A 784-nucleotide genomic window follows, 5' to 3' on the forward strand; every position below is an offset into this window, starting at 1 on the left:
ACCCACGGGTCCTGCCACCTTGTCGATGGATGCCTGACCGGCAATGCCGATGGCGGTCAGCGCGTGGTAAATACCCCACACCGTGCCGAACAGCCCGATGAACGGAGAGGTGGACCCCACGGTGCCAAGGAAGGCCAGACCCTTTTGCAGGCTGTTCTGGATGTTGTTGACCGCACGCTGGATGGACATGGAGGTCCAGCTATGCAGGTCAATAGCTTCCTGCATGGTGCCTTCATGGTGTTCGGCAGCGGTAATACCCGTATCGGCAATATAGCGGAACGGGGAGGAGGAGGAGAGTGCGGACGCCCCTTCCTGAATGCTATGTTTGGTCCAGAAGCTTTTGGTCGCTTCTTTGGCGGCAGCAAACAGACGTCCCTGCTCGATAAACTTGGTGATCATGATGAACCATGTGCCAAGCGACATGATGAGCATGATCAGCAGCACGCCACGGGCGATAATGTCCCCATTGGACCACAGGGCGGACAGGCCATAGGGGTTGGCGTCAGCCGCTGGGGCGGGGGCTTCCGCCGCTGCGGCGGCTGCCGGGGTCGGGGCGGTTGTGCCGTCGGTGGGGGCCGGGGTTGTGGCGGCGTCGGGGGCCGCAGGTGTTGCGGGGCCGGGGGCAGGTGCTACAGCGCCTTCAGCCGGTGCTGCTGGGGCCGGAGCCGTGGCAGCGGGGGCGGCTGCATCCTGCGCAAAGGCGGCAACGGGCGCTGCCGTGCTCATCAGCAGTGCAAGAGCCGGGGCGGCAAGACCTGACACAAAAGAACGGGGCAGTCTGCTC

At 64.0% G+C, this 784-nt stretch carries 1 protein-coding gene; it reads right to left on the reverse strand.

All coding sequences use genetic code 11. From position 1 onward, the window contains the following. Positions 1-762, reverse strand: a 762-nt coding sequence (locus tag GOB86_RS15645) for a MotA/TolQ/ExbB proton channel family protein (RefSeq protein ID WP_338421542.1), incomplete at its 3' end; no start/stop codon positions are given. Between the last annotated feature and the right edge of the window lie 22 nt (positions 763-784).

The organism is Acetobacter lambici (genome assembly GCF_011516885.1).
Classification (GTDB): Bacteria; Pseudomonadota; Alphaproteobacteria; order Acetobacterales; family Acetobacteraceae; genus Acetobacter; species Acetobacter lambici.